15 protein-coding genes are annotated in these 18,630 nt (G+C 61.0%); 8 read left to right on the forward strand and 7 right to left on the reverse strand.

Annotated elements, in window-relative coordinates; genetic code table 11:
• Position 1: 1 nt before the first annotated feature.
• Positions 2-1,411, reverse strand: a complete 1,410-nt coding sequence (locus C4J93_RS13510; protein ID WP_124362848.1) for a circularly permuted type 2 ATP-grasp protein — start codon at positions 1,409-1,411, stop codon at positions 2-4.
• A 350-nt stretch (positions 1,412-1,761) separates the two neighbouring features.
• Between C4J93_RS13510 and C4J93_RS13515 the strand changes: the two genes are divergently transcribed.
• The 3 genes from C4J93_RS13515 (at position 1,762) to C4J93_RS27395 (ending at position 2,754) form a co-directional block, all read left to right on the forward strand.
• On the forward strand, positions 1,762-2,307 hold the full coding sequence (locus C4J93_RS13515; RefSeq protein ID WP_124367040.1) for a hypothetical protein: 546 nt from the start codon (positions 1,762-1,764) through the stop codon (positions 2,305-2,307).
• Between the two features lie 85 nt (positions 2,308-2,392).
• The gene (locus C4J93_RS13520; RefSeq protein ID WP_124429603.1) at positions 2,393-2,608 is read left to right on the forward strand and encodes a hypothetical protein; all 216 of its coding nucleotides are present in this window, start codon (positions 2,393-2,395) and stop codon (positions 2,606-2,608) included.
• A gap of 11 nt (positions 2,609-2,619) precedes the next feature.
• Positions 2,620-2,754, forward strand: coding sequence for a hypothetical protein (locus C4J93_RS27395; protein ID WP_256658857.1), 135 nt, complete (start codon positions 2,620-2,622; stop codon positions 2,752-2,754).
• Between the two features lie 35 nt (positions 2,755-2,789).
• Here the strand turns inward: C4J93_RS27395 and C4J93_RS13525 are convergent, their stop codons facing one another.
• The 6 genes from C4J93_RS13525 to C4J93_RS13550 all read right to left on the reverse strand — a co-directional run bounded on the left by C4J93_RS13525 (position 2,790) and on the right by C4J93_RS13550 (position 12,651).
• The gene (locus tag C4J93_RS13525) at positions 2,790-7,763 is read right to left on the reverse strand and encodes a glycosyltransferase family 32 protein (RefSeq protein ID WP_124429604.1); all 4,974 of its coding nucleotides are present in this window, start codon (positions 7,761-7,763) and stop codon (positions 2,790-2,792) included.
• Positions 7,764-7,899: 136 nt separating this feature from the next.
• Positions 7,900-9,249 carry a sodium:proton antiporter gene (locus tag C4J93_RS13530; RefSeq protein ID WP_124404172.1) on the reverse strand — a complete coding sequence of 450 codons (1,350 nt, stop codon included), beginning with the start codon at positions 9,247-9,249 and terminating at the stop codon, positions 7,900-7,902.
• Between the two features lie 111 nt (positions 9,250-9,360).
• A complete protein-coding gene (locus tag C4J93_RS13535; RefSeq protein WP_124404173.1) occupies positions 9,361-10,617 on the reverse strand; it encodes an EAL domain-containing response regulator in 1,257 nt (418 codons plus the stop codon).
• A 9-nt stretch (positions 10,618-10,626) separates the two neighbouring features.
• Positions 10,627-11,010: a response regulator gene (locus C4J93_RS13540; RefSeq protein ID WP_124362853.1), complete on the reverse strand. Its 384-nt coding sequence runs from the start codon at positions 11,008-11,010 to the stop codon at positions 10,627-10,629.
• Positions 10,995-12,335: a HAMP domain-containing sensor histidine kinase gene (locus C4J93_RS13545; RefSeq protein ID WP_124429605.1), complete on the reverse strand. Its 1,341-nt coding sequence runs from the start codon at positions 12,333-12,335 to the stop codon at positions 10,995-10,997. Before C4J93_RS13545 ends, C4J93_RS13540 begins: the two co-directional genes overlap by 16 nt.
• 121 nt (positions 12,336-12,456) lie before the next feature.
• Positions 12,457-12,651: a hypothetical protein gene (locus C4J93_RS13550; RefSeq protein ID WP_124429606.1), complete on the reverse strand. Its 195-nt coding sequence runs from the start codon at positions 12,649-12,651 to the stop codon at positions 12,457-12,459.
• Here C4J93_RS13550 and C4J93_RS13555 point away from each other — a divergent pair.
• The 5 genes from C4J93_RS13555 to xylB are packed head-to-tail and all read left to right on the forward strand — an operon-like array spanning position 12,650 to position 18,612.
• Positions 12,650-14,182 carry a sugar ABC transporter ATP-binding protein gene (locus C4J93_RS13555; protein ID WP_124367047.1) on the forward strand — a complete coding sequence of 511 codons (1,533 nt, stop codon included), beginning with the start codon at positions 12,650-12,652 and terminating at the stop codon, positions 14,180-14,182. The two genes, C4J93_RS13550 and C4J93_RS13555, sit on opposite strands and share 2 nt — an antisense overlap.
• Positions 14,175-15,155 carry a ribose ABC transporter permease gene (locus C4J93_RS13560; protein WP_124429607.1) on the forward strand — a complete coding sequence of 327 codons (981 nt, stop codon included), beginning with the start codon at positions 14,175-14,177 and terminating at the stop codon, positions 15,153-15,155. Before C4J93_RS13555 ends, C4J93_RS13560 begins: the two co-directional genes overlap by 8 nt.
• A 34-nt stretch (positions 15,156-15,189) precedes the next feature.
• Positions 15,190-16,122 (forward strand): ABC transporter substrate-binding protein, encoded by a 933-nt coding sequence (locus C4J93_RS13565; protein WP_124429608.1) that lies wholly within the window; start codon positions 15,190-15,192, stop codon positions 16,120-16,122.
• Between the two features lie 21 nt (positions 16,123-16,143).
• Positions 16,144-17,136 carry a LacI family DNA-binding transcriptional regulator gene (locus C4J93_RS13570; RefSeq protein WP_124429609.1) on the forward strand — a complete coding sequence of 331 codons (993 nt, stop codon included), beginning with the start codon at positions 16,144-16,146 and terminating at the stop codon, positions 17,134-17,136.
• 15 nt (positions 17,137-17,151) lie between these two features.
• Positions 17,152-18,612: a xylulokinase gene (xylB, locus tag C4J93_RS13575; RefSeq protein WP_124429610.1), complete on the forward strand. Its 1,461-nt coding sequence runs from the start codon at positions 17,152-17,154 to the stop codon at positions 18,610-18,612.
• Positions 18,613-18,630 lie beyond the last annotated feature (18 nt).

The following is an 18,630-nucleotide window of genomic DNA, read 5'->3' on the forward strand; positions in this document are numbered from 1 at the left end:
CTCAGCCCTCCACCACCCAGGTGTCCTTGGTTCCGCCGCCTTGCGACGAGTTGACGATCAGCGAGCCTTCACGCAACGCCACGCGCGTCAGGCCACCGGGCACCAGGCGCGTTTCCTTGCCCGACAGCACGAAGGGGCGCAGGTCGATATGCCGTGGCGCGATGCCGTTTTCGACAAAGGTCGGGCAGGTCGACAGGCTCAGGGTCGGCTGTGCAATGTAGGCGTGGGGCCGGGCCTTGATGCGCTGGCGGAAGTCCTCGATCTCGGCGGCGCTGGACGCCGGGCCGACCAGCATGCCGTAGCCGCCGGAGCCCTGGGTTTCCTTGACCACCAGGTGCTCAAGGTTGGCCAGCACATGGGACAGCTCCTCCGGTTTGCGGCACTGGAAGGTCGGCACGTTTTGCAGCACCGGCTCTTCATCCAGGTAGAAGCGGATCATGGCCGGGACATAGGGGTAGATCGACTTGTCATCCGCCACGCCGGTGCCGATGGCGTTGGCCAGCACCACGTTGCCGGCGCAATACGCCGCGACCAGGCCGGGCACGCCGAGCATCGAGTCGGGATTGAACGCCTCGGGGTCGAGGAACGCGTCGTCAATGCGCCGGTAAATCACGTCAACCGCCTTGGGGCCGTCGGTGGTGCGCATGAACACCTTGAGGTCGTGGACGAACAGGTCGGCGCCTTCCACCAGCTCCACGCCCATCTCCCGGGCGAGGAAGGCGTGTTCGAAAAACGCGCTGTTGAAGCGGCCCGGCGTCAGCACCACCACGTTGGGGTTGTCCAGGCGGCTCGAGCTTTTCAGGGTCTTGAGCAGCAGGTTGGGGTAGTGGTCCACCGGCGCAATGCGCTGCTTGGCGAACACTTCCGGGAACAGGCGCATCATCATCTTGCGGTCTTCGAGCATGTAGCTCACGCCGCTGGGGGTGCGCAGGTTGTCTTCGAGCACGTAGTAGGTGCCGTCGCCGTCGCGCACCAGGTCCACCCCGGAAATATGCGAATAGATGCCCCGGTGCAGGTCGAGGCCGACCATTGCCTGTTGATAGCCCTCGTTGCCCAGCACCTGGTCGGCCGGGATGATCCCGGCCTTGATGATGCGCTGGTCGTGGTAGATGTCGGCGAGGAACATGTTCAGCGCGTTGACCCGCTGGATGCAGCCGCGCTCGATCACGCTCCATTCGCTGGCGGGGATGCTGCGCGGGATGATATCGAAGGGGATCAGGCGCTCGGTGTCCTGTTCGTCGCCATAGAGGGTGAAGGTGATCCCGGCGCGGTGGAACAGCAAATCGGCTTCGCGGCGTCGCTGGGCCAGCAGTTCCGGCGGCGTGTTGGCCAGCCAGCGGGAGAAATCCTGGTAGTGCGCGCGGCAAACGCCTTGCGCGTCATTCATTTCGTCAAAGAAAGATCGAGCCATTCCAGTACCTTGTCAGTGCCGAGGGGAGCGCGGGGGGCACTGCCGCTTTTAAACGCATTTTTTATGAGCCCGTGGTCGAGGGTGCCAACGGGCCTGGTCCTTACTTTCTTATGGGGTCGGCTCTGGGTCGGGGGGTAACGAATGCTCCTGAATGTGGACAGATGAATGGTTTAAGCAAGGCGTGTGCCGGAACCGCTGAGGCACGGTGATTATCCCGTGGCGTGGGCGTTTGCCGCCGCTGGCTGCGAGGCGGCCCTCACCACGGCGCCTCAATTTGGTGCGCGACAAACTTGAACTTCCTCCAGACGCGCTTCTTCTAATAAGCCTTGAAACCTTGTGGAGCCCCCGTCGTGCCCAGAATCATTTCGCCCAACTCCCCGGAAGCGGCGCTGACCGATCACAGCGAGCACAACGCCAAGATCTTCGGTTCGCCCAAGGACCGTCTCGACTTCTATCGTCGCGAGATCCAGTACGAAACCAGCATCCTGGCCAACCGCACCGACGCCTACCTTACCGCCCAGTCATTCCTGGTCATTGCCTTCGTCTCCGGGATGGGCAATCTCAACCCGGAGTGGGGCAAGCTGTTCACCCTGCTGGTGCCGGCCATTCTCGCCGCGCTGGGGATCCTCAGCTCACTCAACGCCTGGCCGGGCATACGCGCCGCCTACGAGATCATCGATCACTGGCACTACAAGCAAAGCGAGCTGCTGCGCAGTGAACCGGTGATGGGCATGGCCTACGATGACTCGCCGTTGTTTTCCGAAATGGAGTCGACCCACAAGGGCTATCGCAAATCGCTGCTGTTTTCCATGCGCGCGCCTTGGTTATTCATGGGGTTCTGGCTGGTATTGGGCATCTATGCCTTCTACATCCAGGTCGACAACCCATTGCACTGAGCAATCGGACTGAACTTCATCCCGTAACGCGGCGCCTTAGCATTACGGGGTACAGATGCCCCACAGGCCTGTAAAGAGGTGTGCCATGACGACTAACAACGATCCTCAAACCAGTAACCGCAACGACCCAGCGATCGACGGTGCCGAGCCGGCCCCCAGCACTGGCGCCGATGCCCCCAAAGACCCAAAGCCGGCAAGCGACCCAGAGGCCAAGGAAAACGACTACAGTCCAGACTTCAAGCCTGAGCCGCTCGAGCCCAAGCCTGAAACCGATGCTGATATCGATACCCAAGGCGGTTAGAGGAGATGGTCATGTCAAAAGAACTGGACGAAGAACTCAACGATCCTGGAAATGAAGACCCAGGCTCGTTGATGGACGATGCCGAAGTGCCGCTCAACGACCTGGATGAAGCGGCGGACGTCGGCAACACCGAGGAGCAGGACTGATCCGTCCGGACGGGTAGAGGTTGAACGAGGGGCGATCAGCCAGTCTTCCAGGAATGGTCGGCCCCTGGTTTCACGTTGAATTTATGGCGAAGCGGGAAATAATGCTCGCGCATTTTACTGATATGAAGGCGCAGCAGCAGGGGCGGCTTAATACCCCGTTCTCGATATAAGTCCAGGGCTCTCTCTTCGTTGTTGACGACCGGCCCAGACGAGACCAGTTCTCCGTCCACGACATTCGTATCTTTTGAGAACCCTTCCAGTCCAAGCTCATACATATCGGGTCGTTTTACCTTGAGTGTGTCGTTGAGCAGGGTAGGGCCCGTCGTTTCGAATAGTTTTTTCCCGTATTCGTCGAGATCAGAGGTAAATGCACCACCGTTGATAGACTGCCGGGCCACCGGGCGGTTGCTCACAAAATAGGGTTTGTTCGCGGCAAAGCGCTTGTGCATTTCAGTGATGACTTCTTTCATCAACGGGTTGCCAGGCTGGGTGGCAAAGTTACTGTTGTTATAGAAAGGTTTGAAGTCGGTGGACCGATGCACAACCGGGTGACCGAGCAGGACATCATTGGCCCCCGCCATTAACGCGCCGGAATCGACGTTGGTCTGGATGAGGTCATCGGTGTCCAGGTAAACCCCACCATGCTTGTGCATGATTTGATAACGCGCGACATCCGAAGTGGCGGCCAGGTTTTTACCTTGTCCTTGACGGAAATAATTGTACATTTCGTCATTTTTCAACTGTGTGTAGAGAGCATCCTCACGAAAGTTCTTGACCGTCACGCCGGGGGCTTTGTCTTTCAGGGTGGTTTTTATCTTTTCAAAAATTTCAGGGGTATCGGCGTCAACATGGATGACTGAGGTGTATCCGGGCGCACGTCGGCTGTTTTTAGCCAGGTTGTCGGCCAAATGGGCGGGGAGGTCCTGGCCGGCCCAAAAATAATGCAAGCTCTGGGGTAAGGGGGTGACCTCTTTCGGGACTTTCGGGATCGCCGAAACATCGACGAATTGGTAGTGATGAGCGTCTGCCTTTTTAGCGCGAAGAAAGTCATTAATGTTGCCTTGCTGCCACGCTCCTTTAGGATTTCGCCAGAAATAGGGAGCGTCCAGGCTTGAAGAGACACCTCGCCAGGCGCCGTGTGTACTGTCAAAGTCGACGGCGTGGTCGACGCCCTTGACGTTGATCCTGAAAGGCGGGGCAGCGTTTTCCACCACCTTGATACCGTCCATCGGCACGACATACGTGTTATCGCCCAATTGCCATGGTGTATGAAATTCCTTTGCGCCCCCCAGCAGACCGACAGACCTGGAGCGAGGCTCCCACCCGGAAATGCCGAGATCCTTGACCGGTATGTCAGGGCCCTTGCCTGTGGGGTGGAGGATGAATCGCTGGCCGTCCTTGACTTTGGATTCATACAGCGCTCCATCGACCTTCACATATTCCTTTTTACTGCGGCCTTGATACACGTTGCCCTGCAGGCCTTTGCTCGAGAGCTCTCGCGGTTCGATGTAGTTGGCTTGATACCCCAGCAAATCGGCATCCGCGACCCGTACTTCGCCACTGGCCGCTACCCGACTGGGGGTGAAGTCTTTCAATGGAGGGCCGATAGGTTGTTTTTTCAGCGGGTCGTATTGATGCCAATTGCCCTGAAACATCACGACGTTGCCTTCAACGCTCTTCTGTCCGACCTTGAATGTGCCGGCGGCTGCCAAGCCATGGCGTTGGCTGACGGTCTTTATCGCGTCGTTACTGCCGATCGCGTCCAATCCCCCCCGTGGGCCAACACTGAACTGCTCGAGGGACTTGCCATAGGCCTGTTGCGTACGCGGGTCAAATGCAAACCACCTTTGCGTGCCTTCGTCGAATTTGGCCAGGGCAGGAATTTCATTGCCGTTACCGGCCAACTTGTAGGTGCCTTCGGCGATATCGGGCCTTTTGGCCAATTGCAGCAGGTCGACGCTGCGGTGGTGATTGCGCAGGTGGTTAATACCCTTATAGCTTGCGTTGACGGCTTTTTTTCCAAGATGCAGGGCGCCTCGCGCTAGATCAGCAGCCCCGTCCAACGGGTTCAGCGCGCCGAGTGCTGCTCGGCCGATGATTCTGACGACCTGACCTGCTTTTGCGAGCGTCGATGCACCCCTCGCCAGGGCGCTCAGGCCTTTGACCGCACCGCCGAAGCCCACCACGAAACCAAAGATATCAATAGCCAGTTCGACGGCACCTTCCTTGATGTTGCCCGCGATCAAGTTCTCGATGCTCGACTTGAAGGGAATCAGCCCCACCACGATTGCTTCAATGGTCTTATGCAGGGGTACTTGGGTATCAAAGGTTGTCGCCCCTCGGGCGTAACGCTCTACCTCGGGCAAGTTCATGTCCGCAAACAGCGTGTCGATGATGTATTGGGTACTGGCGCTGTTGAAACTGTCAGGCGCACCGTGCCCGGCTGTTTTCCCGTCGGGCAGTGCTGGCGGTTGCGAACCCTCAGGTTTGACGGTGTCGTACCTTTGGCCCAATTGCGGAATAGTGCCATTTCTAGGTGGGTATTCGACGTAAGTCTGATCGGGCCGCCGAGTCACGGTGCCCTTGATCCGATCAATCGCGTAGGTCATTTTCTTGCCGTTGCGCTCGGTGTTGAACAGCAGTACGCCTTCTTCCACGACCCGGGGATGATCGTCTCGGTAATACCTGATGAGCTTGCGAACGGGCAGTTTGATGAACGCCAGGTTCTCGCGGTCTTCCAGCGGAAGTTTGGCGATCATCTGTTTGAACTGTGCGGACTTGATTTTCTTCAAGGCGCTTGAGAACTCAGCGTATTGCGGCTCGAACAGCTCTCTGGGGCGTGGCAGGGTTTTCAGCGTTTGAGTCACCTTGTCAAGGTCGAACTCTTTTGATGAGGATACCCAGGCTGCTGGCCGTGAATCTGGTCGCTCCTCGTTTTCCCTGGATACGAAAAGATTTTTGAAGTTGCGTGCTTCTTCCGACCAGAACTCCTCCCGGTTGGGCGTCCAGAAAAGCGGTCGGCCATCGATGTAGGCGTCCAGTATCGAGTAAGGCCCGGGGAACCGTTTATGGGGAGGGTCTATGGTGATGCATTTTTTCTCGAACAGTTTGGGGTCCATGTCCGGCAGCGCTTTTTTTAACTGCGTCAGTGCTATTTCTTTGGCCGTTGGCAGGTTGCCGAGTGATGTTTCGCTAGCCTCCCTCAGTTCGTTGATCATCGCACTGAACGTTTTGCGCACTTCGCCCATTACAAGGGGGGTGAGCGGCGGTTTTCTCCCGTTGGCGATGGCCCAATCCTTGAGCGCGTCATTCTGGGCGGCATATTCAATGTGGCGCTCTTGTTCACTGATCGGTGCGATGCTGCTTTCAAGCATGACTTGCGCAAAGGTCATGCCTGCCGTCGAGCCTGGCGCTTTTGCTTCGATGCGCGAAACAGCGGTGGCGAAACTGACCCAAGCGTGAGTGCCGATGGTGACCTCCTTCGGAATATCCTTGATCAGGAATTCCGGCGCTCTGCTGGTCAGCAAAAGGTGTGCTTGAATGGCGGCGGTTTCGGGGGACGAAGCCTTGTCGCTGGCGAGCAGATGATCGGTCAATGCCTTGACGACTGTTGAGGCGGTTTTGTTGGTGTTTTCAGCGCTGACCAGTCGATAGCCTTCAATGGTCAGTCCATCGCCGTCCTCTGTGTTTTCCTCCAGGCCCATAGCGGCGAGCAACCAATCGTTGGCGCTGCCCTTGATTTCGCGCGCTTCGAATGCAGCCTGAATCGCCTCTCCCAGGGCCTTGCTTTCAGGGGCTTCGATCAAGGTATCGATCAACTTGCGTGGATCATTGAGGTCGGCAGCCGTGACCCTCCTGCCGTCGAGCAGATATTCCAGGACATTCTTGAAGGGGCTCACATTGATGTTGCCGAACTTGCCTGCGCCGATGTCTGCCTTGAGCTGCTGCTGGCTTTGCGTATCAAGCGGCACGGGCCAGGCCAGCGCCCCGCCCAGGTTGCCATTGGGGGGCGAGTAGGGAGGCAGTGTGGAAAGCGATGAGACCAGGTTTGCTAGCTCGTTGTGATTGCCGGGGATGTCCAAGCCATGATCCCGCAGATAGTCAAACACACTGATGGTGTTCGCTGGTTGATGGTCGGCGGAGGGGTAGGTGGAGGGATAGGTGGAGGGATAGGTGTTATGAGCAGGCAGGGAGAGTTTCTTGCGCTTTAACTGGTTTTCAAGATCATCGGGGTGTTCGAAGCCGTCCTTTGGCAAGGGCGGCACCTCCTTTAGTTCGAAGACGACCTGATTGCGGATGAGGATATCGCCCACTAACGCTTGCTGGTGCAAGAGCGCGTCCTCGCTGCGGGATTCGATCAAGCCAGCGTCGGTGCCAGCATCAAGGGTCTTGAAGCTTGAGTTGCGCAGAATGCCCTGCGCCTGTGTACGCAGGTCACTCGCCGTCAGCGCCGGCGGCTGTTCCTGGTAAAAACGCGCGATTATCGATCCCGGAATTTGCACATCCTGAAGAACCTCCTGAGGCATGAAGGCTGTATCAGGATACCCGGCGCAGATAACCTGTGCGGCGTGAAGGATAGGCCCACGGATAGCGGCCCATTGCCGGTCTTCTGGACCAACCGTGTGCAGTTTCTGTTGGGGGTCAAGGTGGCGCTTGAGCTTGAAGGAAACTTGCCCTGACTGCGTGTTGAGTATCAGCGACGAAACGTCGATCCCTTTGTCTTGAGCCCACTGAACAACGTCGGGTAACTGAAGGGTGTTTTTCAACTGCTCGCGCCACTGGCCGAAGGTGGAGTGTGGGTCAATCGCGTTGATACGCACATCCGTACCGGCCTTGGCCGCGCGTAGCATTGCAAACCCATACTCGTTGGCCAACTCGCGATCGCCCGCGACACGCGAGTTATCAGCTGTTTCCAGCGCCGGGGTTTCACGTTTGGGGCGAGAGAGGGGCTCGGGTGGGATGTCCGTGCGCGGGAGGTACGAAGCGATGCGGCTCAAAGTGGGAGTCATGTGTGCTGTCATCTCAGGGGGCAGGATGGTTCCAAGGCGTAGATTTGCTTGGTTTACCCCTGAGTAACTCTCGAACTTCATCGGTTCCAGCGTTTGTCAATACAGAGTTATCCGCTTATTTCCAATCGGCGTCTCTTCATTTTCCCATCGCTTGGCTGCGACGCTCGTACCACGCCAGCATCGGCTGGGTGCTCAGGCCATGCACGACAATGCTCAAAGCGATCACCGACACCGTGAGGTCCACGGCTACCGCGCTGCTGGTGCCGATCAGGCCGTGATTGAGGGCATAGAACAGGTAGAAGATACTGCCGATTCCGCGAATGCCGAACCAGCCCATCAAGCCGCGTTGGCGAAGATCGATCAGGCGTCCCCAGGGCATCGCCAATACGCTCAACGGCCGGATCACGCAGAACAACAACGCCGCTATCGGCAGGGCGCGCCAATCCCAATGACTGGCCAGCACGATCCCCAGCACCGTCACCAGGAACACTTCCATCGAACGCTCCACCAGCCCGCCGAACGCGAGCATGTCGCCCATCATGACCCCGGCGGCAATTTGCGTGTCTTCCAGCGCGCTGACATCGCCGTGCAAGGCTTTTTCCGGCGCCACTTCCAGATGCCCGACCACGGGTCGCGCCAGGTGCTCGGACGGTGTCTGCGCTTTGCCGCTGGATTTGAATTCGGCCTGGCGCAACCCCAGCCCGGCGGCGAATACCGCCAGGAAGCCATAGCCACCCACGGCTTGCGCCGCCACGTAAGCCAAGGCAATCAGGGCCAGGGTCAGGTAATCGTTGGGCGACAGGGTGCTGTCGGCATTGGCGATGCGCATGCGCAAGGTCACACGCCCGATGCCCCGGCCCATCCAATAGCCAATCAACAAGCCGGCCGGCACTGCCCACAGCAGGTTCTTCAGTACCCAGCCACCCAGCCAGTCACCGTCGAAGCCGCCGTGCTGCATGAACAGCAGCGCGAAAATCACAAAGGGAAAAGCGGTGCCATCGTTCAGCCCGGCTTCACCGGACAAACCGAAACGCAACGGGTCATCGTCCTGGGCATTGTTGACCTGGACCAGGCCGGCCAGCACCGGGTCAGTCGGTGCGAGCATCGCGCCGACCAGCAATGACACGCCCCATGACAACCCCAACAGATAGTGCAACGCCAGGCACACGCCGAGGATGGTCAACAACATCACCGGCCCGGCCATGCCGAAGGCGATACGCCAGGTGCGATGCTTGAGGGGCAGTCGCAGTTTCAGGCCGCTGACGAACAGTGAAAACAGCACCGCAACTTCGGTCAGGTGCTCCATCCAGCGGGCCGAGCCCTTGATGTCCAGGTGCAGCAGGTCCGCACCCAGTGGGCCGATGGCGACCCCCAGCAACAGGCACACCGCCGAGGTGGTCACCGGCATCCAGCGCAGATAGGAGGAGGTGAGGGCCAGTATCAGCAAAATAGCCCCGAGTACGGCCATCCATAAAATAAACGTCATCAAGCGTGCATCCGGCCGTGGTCTATGCAGGTTGGAGAGGCATGGCCGGATACAGGTTCAATGTGGTTTGACGCTTGCTGGCCGCAGTATCAAGAGCGCCGGAGTCAGCGATCAAGGTGCGGGGGCCAGGCGCTCCAGCAGCAGGCGCTCCAGGGTGGAAGCCGGCAACGGTCGGCTGAACAGGTAGCCCTGGATCTGGTCACACCCGGCCTCCTTCAAAAACGCCAGCTGATCCTGGGTTTCCACGCCTTCGGCCACTACCCGCAGGTTCAGGCTGTGGGCCAGTTCGATGATGGTGCGGGTGATGGCCGCATCCTGTGGGTTGGTGGTGACTTCGCGGATGAAGGCGATATCGATCTTCAAGGTGTCGAGGGGAAAACGGCGCAGATACGCCAGGCTTGAATAGCCGGTGCCGAAGTCATCGATGGAAATTTTCACGCCCATGGCGCGCAGGCGCTGCAGGCTGGCGATGGTGCGTTGGGTGTTCTCCATCAGCGAGCTTTCGGTCAGTTCGACCTCCAGGTAATGGGCCTGAACCCCGGTCCTGGCCAGGGTATGGGCGATATCGGCAATCAGGTCGCCTTCGATCAATTGATGCCCCGAGACATTCACTGACACCTCCACAGCGCCGATAACGCCGCGTTGCCAGGTCGCGATCTGTCGGCACACGCTGTCGATCACCCAGCGCCCGACAATCACGATCAAGCCCATGCTCTCCAGTATAGGAATGAACACCGCCGGAGACACCGGCCCATAGCCTGGGCGCTCCCAGCGCAGCAACGCCTCCAGGGCGCATATCTGGCCACCGGCCAACTCGATCTTGGGCTGGTAGTGCAGGGTGAAATCCTGTTGCTCAACCGCCAGGCGCAAGTCCTTTTCCAGGTCCTGGCGCGCCAGGTCGTGCACGCTCATGCCGGTGGTCTGATCGGTTTGCCGCTGCAGTTGCTGCTCAAGCAACAGGCTATGGTTTTTCAACTGGTCGCCACGGGCCTTGAGTCGCAGCAGGTTGCGCACCCGCAGCCATAACTCGACGCGCTCCACCGGCTTGCTGAGGAACTCCTCGGCGCCGGTTTCCAGGCCACTGACGCGGGCGCTGGACTCGCTCAGGGCCGAGAGCATGATGATCGGGATGCTGGCCGTGGTTTCATCACCCTTCAAGTGGCTGGCCACCTCGTAGCCGTCCATGCCGGGCATCATGATGTCCAGCAGGATCAGGTCTGGCGGCTGTTGCGCCACCAAAAGCAGGGCTTCTTCACCGCTGGCGGCGCTCAGGGTCTGGTAGCCCTCATGCTGCAACAGGGTTTCCAGCAGCTTGCGAACCTGGGGTTCGTCGTCAACGATCAACAGCGTGGCGGGTTGGCTGGCCATGGAGAGGGCTCATGTGAGGGGGTTGATAGTCTTTTGCAGCAAGCTGTCGATCACCTGGTACAGCTCTTTGTAGCGCAGCGGTTTGATGATGTAGGCATCGCAACCGGCCAGTCGGGTTTTTTCGCGGTCCTCCTTCATCGCCATCGCGGTCAGGGCGATCACCGGGATATGGGCGGTGATGGGGTCTTGCTTGAGCAGGGATGTGGCGGCCAGGCCGTCCATGCCCGGCAGTTGGATGTCCATCAGGATCAGGGCCGGTTGTTTTTCCCGGGCCAGGGTCAGGCCGATTTCGGCGTCGGCGGCCCACAGCACCGTGTGCCCGGCGTTGATCAGCAGCAGGCGGGCCAGGCGCATGTTGGCCTCGTTGTCTTCGACGATCAGGATGTCGGCCATGACGCCTCCGGGGCACGATGCAATGGCAGCCACACTACGAAGCGGGCGCCCAGGCCCACGCGACTGGCCACAGCGACGCTGCCGCCGTGCAGGTCGGTCAGTTGCTTGACCATCGCCAGCCCCAGGCCCGTGCCTTCAAACTTGCGCGCCAGGCTGCTGTCGATCTGGCTGAAGGCCTTGAACAGCTTGCTCATGTCGTCTTCGGCGATACCGATGCCGGCGTCACTCACGCTCAGTTCCAGAAACCGCTGGTGCGCGCTGGGTTGCAGGGCGAAGCCATGGGCCGGCCAATCCCCCGACACCTGGCCGACCTGGTCGCGGCTGACTTCGCGCACCGCCAGGGTCACGCGGCCGCCGTGTTCACTGAACTTCACCGCATTGGCCAGCAGGTTGTAGATGATCTGCTTGGTCTTGCGCAGGTCCAGGGCCAGCACGCCGAAATCCGTCGCGCATTCGAGCTTCAACTCGATGCGCTGCAGCGCGGCCTTTTCCCGCACGATCAGCAAGCTGTTGGCCAGCAACCCGTCGAGCGCCACGGCTTCCAGCTCCAGGTCCATCATCCCGGCCTCGACCTTGGACAGGTCGAGAATGTCGTTGATCAGCGACAGCAAGTGCTGACCGCTGGTGAAAATATCGCCGATGTATTCGCGCTGCACTTCGCTCATATCGCCCACCAGGCCATCCTTGAGCGCTTCGGAAAAGCCGATCACCGCGTTCAGCGGCGTGCGCAACTCGTGGGACATGGTCGCAAGGAACTCGGACTTCATGTGGCTGGCGTGCTCCAGCTCCAGGTTCTTTTCTTCCAGCGCGCGCTCGAAGCCTTTGCGTTCGGCTTCCTCCTGCTTGCGTGCGGTGTTGTCGGTACCGATCAGCAGGTAGCCAATGATGGTGTCATGGCGGTTGCGCAAGGCGGTCACCGAGACCATGGCCGACAGGCGACTGCCGTCCTTGCGGATATAGGTCAGTTCATAAATGTCTTCGATGCCACGGGAAGCCTTGAACACCAGGGCTTCGAAACCCGGGGTGATCGGCGTGTCGAGTTCCAGGCTGAGGGCAGCGGCGCGGGTGATCAGTTCGGCAGGGTCGGAGATGTCGGCGGGTGTGATGCGGTTGAGCACATCCGCAGCTGCGTAGCCGAGCATGCGTTCGGCGCCGACGTTGAAGATCTGGATCACACCTTTTTCGTCAGTGGCGATGCTGGAGAAATACGCGCTGTTGAAGATCGCGTCCTGCAGCGCACCAGTCTTGAGCAAGGTTTTCTGGCGTTTGAACTCAACGATCTTTTCAGCGCGTGATTGGGGCGGGTCGGGTAGAGGGGTGTCCATTGCCAAGCATTCCGTGAACTTCAGGCCTGCCATCGGCAAAACACGATGGCGTGGAGCATGCTCATTGACGATCGCGCGAACGCGACGCGCAGGAGATGCGTTCCTGGGACAATAGCAGAAATCATGGCGTTTTGATGGCTACGCCATCCATTTGACGCGTAAAAGCCGGCGCGGCAAGGCTTCGCGTATTTTTGGCTGGGTGAAACGTTTCATCAAGCAAATAAATGCGCACGCAAGCGCTTGCGTAAGCAAATGTATCTGGACTAGAGTCGGCAGCACTCGACAACAAAAACAATAAATCCAGGAGCTCATCCATGAGCCTTGAACCCTTGCTTGAGATGCAGGGCATCAGCAAAACCTTCAACGGTTTGCGCGTGCTCAAAAGCGTCGGCCTGAAGGTCTACCCCGGGGAAATCCACGCCTTGATGGGGGAGAACGGCGCCGGCAAATCCACGCTGATGAAAATCCTCTCCGGCGCCTATCAGGCCGACCCCGGCGGCGAAATCCGCATCGATGGCCAGCCCGTCGCCACCTTCACCCCTGCGACCGCAAAAGCCCTCGGCATCGCTGTGATCTATCAGGAACTGAGCCTGTGCCCGAACCTGAGCGTGGCCGAGAACATCTACCTGGGCCGCGAGCTGCGGCGTGGCTGGACCATCGACCGCAAGGGCATGCAGGACGGCTGCATCGAGGTGTTGCAACGCCTGGGCGCCGAGTTCAAACCCTCGACGCCGGTCAGCAGCCTGTCGATTGCCGAGCGCCAACTGGTGGAAATCGCCCGCGCCCTGCATGCCCACGCCCGGATCCTGGTGATGGACGAGCCGACCACGCCGCTGTCCTCCCGCGAGACCGACCGCCTGTTTGCCTTGATCAAACAACTGCGCGGCCAGGGCCTGGCGATCATCTACATCAGCCACCGCATGGCCGAGATCTACGAGTTGTCGGACCGTGTGTCGGTGCTGCGCGACGGCCAGTACATCGGCGAACTGAGCCGCGATGCGTTGTCGGCCGAAGTGCTGGTGAAAATGATGGTCGGCCGCGATCTTTCCGGCTTCTACAAGAAAGAACACGCTGCCTATAACCCTGGCAACGTGGTGATGCGCGTGCGTGACATGGCCGACGGCAAACGCGTGCGCCAGTGCAGCTTCGACCTGCATGCCGGCGAAGTGCTGGGCATCGCCGGGCTGGTCGGGGCAGGGCGCACGGAGCTGGCGCGGCTGATCTTCGCCGCCGACCCACGCACCAGCGGCACCCTCGAAGTGGTCGGCAAGCACGTCACCCAATTGCGCACCCCGGCCGATGCGATCCGCGCCGGCGTGGTGTACCTCACCGAGGACCGCAAGGCCCAGGGCCTGTTCCTCGACATGAGCGTGGCCGACAACATCAATGTGTGCGCCTGTGTGCCGGATGCCCATGCCGGCGGTGTGCTGGATCGCAGCCATGGCGCACAGCGCGCCAACGACGCGATCAAGGCGCTGTCGATCCGCGTGGCGTCGGGCAAGGTCAATGTGGGCGCGCTGTCCGGTGGCAACCAGCAAAAGGTGTTGCTGGCGCGGCTGCTGGAGGTCAAGCCCCATGTGCTGATCCTGGATGAGCCCACCCGTGGCGTGGACATCGGCTCCAAATCCGAGATCTACCGCATCATCAATCAATTGGCCCAGGCGGGTGTCGGCATCGTGGTGATCTCCAGCGAGCTGCCGGAAATCATCGGCACCTGCGACCGTGTGCTGGTCATGCGCGAAGGCCAGTTGGTGGCTGAAGTCGGCGGGGCCTCCGGTCACGTCATCTCCCAGGAACGTATTATCGACCTCGCCACCGGTGGCGATCAGGTGGTGGTCAATGGCTGAATTGAATATCGCAACAACGACGGGCAAGGCTGAACGCGTACGCGAGCTGATGCGCACGGTGGGCATGTTGCCGGTGCTGGTGCTGCTACTGGTGGGCTTTGCCCTGGCCAGCGAAAACTTCCTGACGATGCAGAACCTGTCGATCATCACGCAGCAGGCCTCAGTGAATGTGGTGTTGGCGGCCGGCATGACGTTCGTGATTCTGACGGCGGGTATCGACCTGTCCGTCGGCGCGATCCTCGCGGCGTCGGCGGTGGTCGCCCTGCAGGCCTCGATGTCGCCGCAGTTCGGCATGTTCGGGATTGCCGCCGGTATCGGCTTCGGGCTGTTGCTGGGCCTGGTCAACGGCGGGTTGATCGCGTTCATGCGCCTGCCGCCGTTTATCGTCACCCTCGGCGCGCTGACCGCCATGCGCGGCCTGGCGCGCTTGCTGGCCGATGACAAGACGGTATTCAACCCGGACTTGCCGTTTGCCTTTATCGGCAACGACTCGATCCTCGGCGTGCCGTGGCTGGTGGTCATCGCCGTGGCCGTGGTGGCGCTGTCGTGGTTCATTCTGCGCCGCACAGTGATGGGCGTGCAGATCTACTCGGTGGGCGGCAACCCGGAAGCCGCGCGGTTGTCGGGAATCAAGGTGTGGAAAGTGCTGTTGTTCGTCTATGCCATGTCCGGCGCCCTGGCCGGGCTTGGCGCGGTGATGAGCGCCTCGCGCCTGTTCGCCGCCAATGGCTTGCAATTGGGCCAATCCTACGAGCTGGATGCGATCGCGGCGGTGATCCTCGGCGGCACCAGTTTCACCGGCGGCGTCGGCACCATCGGCGGCACGCTGATCGGCGCACTGATCATCGCGGTGCTCACCAATGGCCTGGTGCTGCTGGGGGTATCGGATATCTGGCAGTACATCATCAAGGGCATCGTGATCATCGGCGCGGTGGCGCTGGATCGCTATCGCCAGTCCGGCGCCCGAACCTGAGTTCACTCCTACAACAATCACAAGAGAGACCGCCATGAACGTCAAACATATCTTCCCCGTCATTGCCTTGGCTGCCCTGATGTCCCAGGCCGTGCAGGCCCGTGAACTCAAGGCCCTGGGCATCAGCATGGGCTCTTTGGGCAACCCGTATTTCGTGACCCTGGCCGACGGCGCCACGGCGCGGGCGAAGGCACTCAACCCCAACGTCAAGGTGACATCGGTGTCGGCTGACTATGATTTGAGCAAGCAGTTCTCGCAGATCGACAACTTCATCTCGTCCAAGGTCGACCTGATCCTGATCAACGCCGTCGACCCGTCCGCCATGGCCTCGGCGATCAAGAAAGCCCGCGACGCCGGCATTGTGGTGGTGGCGGTAGATGTGGACGCCAAGGGTGTGAACGCCACGGTGCAGACCGACAACGTCGAAGCTGGCAAGCTGGCCTGCCAGTACTTGGTGGACAAGCTGTCGGGCAAAGGCAATGTGATCATCCAGAACGGCCCGCAAGTCACCGCCGTGACCGACCGCGTCAAAGGCTGCAAGGCCGCACTGGCCACCGCGCCGGATATCAAGCTGCTGTCCGATGACCAGGACGCCAAGGGCTCGCGCGAAGGCGGCCTGAACGCGATGCAGGGTTACCTGACACGCTTCCCGAAAATCGACGGCCTGTTCGCGATCAACGACCCGCAAGCCATCGGCAGCGACCTGGCGGCCAAGCAGCTCAAGCGCAGCGGCATCATTATTACCTCGGTGGACGGCGCGCCGGATATCGAGAATGCGCTCAAGACCGACACACAGATCCAGGCCTCCGCCAGCCAGGACCCGTGGGCCATGGCCCAGACGGCGGTGAACGTCGGTAATGACCTGCTCAATGACAAGGCCCCGGCCGAAGCGGTGACCCTGCTCACGCCCAAACTCATCACCCGCGACAACGTCGGCAGCTACAGCGGCTGGTCGAGCAAGCACTGATTGACTCAAGGGGGGCGCGCCGTGGTCACCATGGACGACGTGGCAAGCAGGGCCGGCGTGTCGCCGTCGACCGTGTCCCACGTGTTGAACGGCACCCGCAAGGTCAGCCCGGCCACGGTGCAGGCGGTACAGCGTGCGATCCGGGAGCTGGGCTACATCCCCAACACCCTGGCGCGCGCGCTGGCCCGTTCCACCACCAACACTATTGGCGTGGCGATCTCGGCGCTGTCCAACCATTACTTCAGCGAGACGGTGCACGCGATTGAAACCGAGTGCGCCCGGCACGGCTACATGATGCTGTTTGTCGACACCCACGACGATCCGGAGCAGGAATTGCGCGTGGTCACCGCGCTGCATCACCGGCGGGTCGATGGGATTGTGCTGGCGCCGTCGAACGGCTCGTTGGCGCTGGACTACCTGCGCGCCAATGAGCTGCCTGCGGTGCTGGTGGATCGCATGATGAGCGAGCAGTTCGATCAGGTCGGGGTGGAGAATAGCCAGGCCACCCAGGCGTTGATCGAGCACCTGATCGCCCACGGGCACCGGCGCATCGGCTTTATCGCCGGTCGTGCGGGCTTCAGCACCACCGATGAGCGGGTGGCGGGCTACCAGGCCGCGTTGCAGGCGGCGGGGCTGGCGTTCGATCCGCAGTTGCTGGTCAACGGCGGCTCCAATACCGAGCCGGCCCGCCAGGCCACCCGACAGTTGCTGAGCCTGGCCGAACCGCCGACCGCCATCATGGCCGGCAATAACCTGATGACCCTCGGCGCCATGCACGCTCTGCGTGACGCCCACATCGACGTGCCGGGGCAAATGGCGTTGGTCGGCTTCGATGATTTCGAATGGGCGGACTTTTTCGTGCCGCGCCTGACCTTGATCGCCCAGCCGGTCCAGCAACTTGGAGCCCGCGCTGTCGAGCTGTTGCTGCAACGCATGGCGACCCCCACTGCACCCAAGCACAGCGTGCGCCTGGCGCCACGCCTGCAGGTGCGTAATTCCTGTGGCTGTGATTGATCGGACCCACCCCGTATGAACCGTCCTGTTTCCCTTGGTATAGACCTTGGCACCTCCGAACTCAAAGCCATCCTCATGGACCTCGACGGCAGCGTGCTGGCCCGCGCGGGCGTGCACTTGAGTGTGTCGCGCCGCCATGGCGGCTGGTCCGAGCAGGCGCCCGAAGACTGGTGGCAGGCCTGCCTGCAGGCACTGGACTCACTGCGCACCCACGAGGCGTTTGCCCGCGTGGCCTGTATCGGCCTGTCGGGGCAGATGCACGGCGCGGTATTGCTGGGGGCCGACAACCGCGTGTTGTACCCGGCAATCCTGTGGGACGACTCCCGTGCAGTCTTGCAGGCAGAACAACTGGGCACCGGCTATGCCGAGATCACCGGCAGCTTGCCGATGGCCGGGTTGACCGCGCCGAAACTACTCTGGCTGCAACAGCATGAGCCCGAGGTGTTCAAGGCGATTGATTGCGTGCTGTCGCCCAAGGATTACCTGCGCTTGCGCCTGTGCGGGGAGCGGATCAGCGAGATGTCGGACGCCGCCGGCACCCTGTGGCTGGATGTGGCGCGGCGTGAGTGGTTTACCCCGATGCTGCACGCGACCGGCCTGACGCCTAAGCAGATGCCCAGGCTGGTGGAGGGCGGTGCCGCCAGTGCTTGTGTCACAGCCGCTGGCTTGGGCTTGTCGCCGCAGGTGGTGATCGCCGGGGGCGGCGGCGATAACCCGGTAGCGGCCGTCGGGATCGGCGCTATTGATGCCGGTGACGGGTTTATCACCCTGGGCACCAGCGCGGCGATTGTCGCGATTACCGCTCACGCCGCCGGCAACCCGGCCAGTGCGGTGCACAGCTTCTGCCATGCGCTGCCCGAGCGCGGGTACACCATGGGCGCCATGCTGGCCGGCGCCAGTTGCTTGCGCTGGGTAACGCGCCTGACGGGCATGGCGGATGAACAAACGCTGTTGGACCAGGTGCAGGCGCAACTGCCGATCGAGCACCCGGTGCCGCTGTCCACCCCGTTGTTTCTGCCGTATCTGGCGGGTGAGCGTACGCCGCATAACGACCCCTTGCTGCGCGGCGGCTTCATGGGGCTTGGCCATGACTGCGCACCGGCGATGCTTGGCTATGCGGTGATGGAAGGCGTGGGTTTTGGCTTGCTCGACGCCTGGCGCGCGGTGCAGTCGACCGGGGCTGAGGTCAAATCCTTCGCGCTCGTCGGCGGAGGGGCGCGCAGTGAGTATTGGGCGCAACTGCTGGCGAACATTCTGCAGCGGGAGGTTTTTACCCTGCATGGCAGCGAACTGAGCGCGTGCATCGGGGCGGCGAAATTGGGGTTCATGGCCATCGGGGAGGGCGCTGATTTGCTGGCGGCGGGGATGCCGGTGAAGGCGCGGTATGTACCTGATGAGGGGGTGCAGCCGGTATTGGCGGCGCGGTATGGCAAATTCCAGGGGTTGCTCGCTGCAGCGAAAGCGCTCCAGGATTAAATCGACGGCTGGAGCAGT

The sequence above is a fragment of the Pseudomonas sp. R2-37-08W genome, assembly GCF_003851705.1.
Taxonomy (GTDB): Bacteria; Pseudomonadota; Gammaproteobacteria; order Pseudomonadales; family Pseudomonadaceae; genus Aquipseudomonas.